This window comes from Neisseria sp. P0009.S007 (assembly GCF_051962515.1).
This window is the reverse complement of the sequence record NZ_JBQCVF010000817.1, coordinates 1-600: the sequence shown is the minus strand read 5'-3', so window position 1 is coordinate 600 and position 600 is coordinate 1. Positions and strand designations below refer to the sequence as shown.

Here is a 600-nt window from a genome sequence, read left to right as displayed (position 1 = left end):
AACCTACAATCCCACACATTATTCATTTCAAAGCCGAAATTATTATGTTTTTTGTCTTATCCCCAGCCAAAAACCTTAACGAAAAAGACCCTTCCCCCGTCAGCAGCTTTACCCTGCCCGACCTTCTGCCCGAAGCAGAAATCCTGATGCAGGAGTTGCGTCAGCTTGCCCCCCAACAAATCGCCGAGCTGATGCACGTTTCCGACAAAATCGCCCTGCTCAATGCCGAACGCAATGCCGCATGGCACACGCCATTTACGCCTGAAAACGCCAAACAAGCCGTATTTATGTTCAACGGCGACGTTTATGAAGGCATCGCCGCCGATACGCTCAAACCGGAACAAATCGACTATCTGCAACAACACGTCCGCCTGCTCTCCGGCTTATACGGCGTACTGCGCCCGCTCGACTTGATGCAACCCTACCGCTTGGAAATGGGCACAGCCTTTGCCAACACGCGCGGCAAAAACCTCTACGAATTTTGGGGCGATAAAATTACCGACCTGCTCAACCAAACGCTGAAGCAGACCGACAGCGATGTTTTAATCAACCTCGCCTCACAAGAATATTTCAAATCCGTCAACACCAAAAAACTCAACG

At 50.3% G+C, this 600-nt stretch carries 1 protein-coding gene; it reads left to right on the top strand.

Going from position 1 to position 600, the window contains the following annotated elements; genetic code table 11:
- Positions 1 to 44: 44 nt before the first annotated feature.
- A partial coding sequence (gene yaaA, locus ACTHS3_RS16565; protein ID WP_440368581.1) for a peroxide stress protein YaaA occupies positions 45 to 600 on the top strand: 556 nt, incomplete at its 3' end.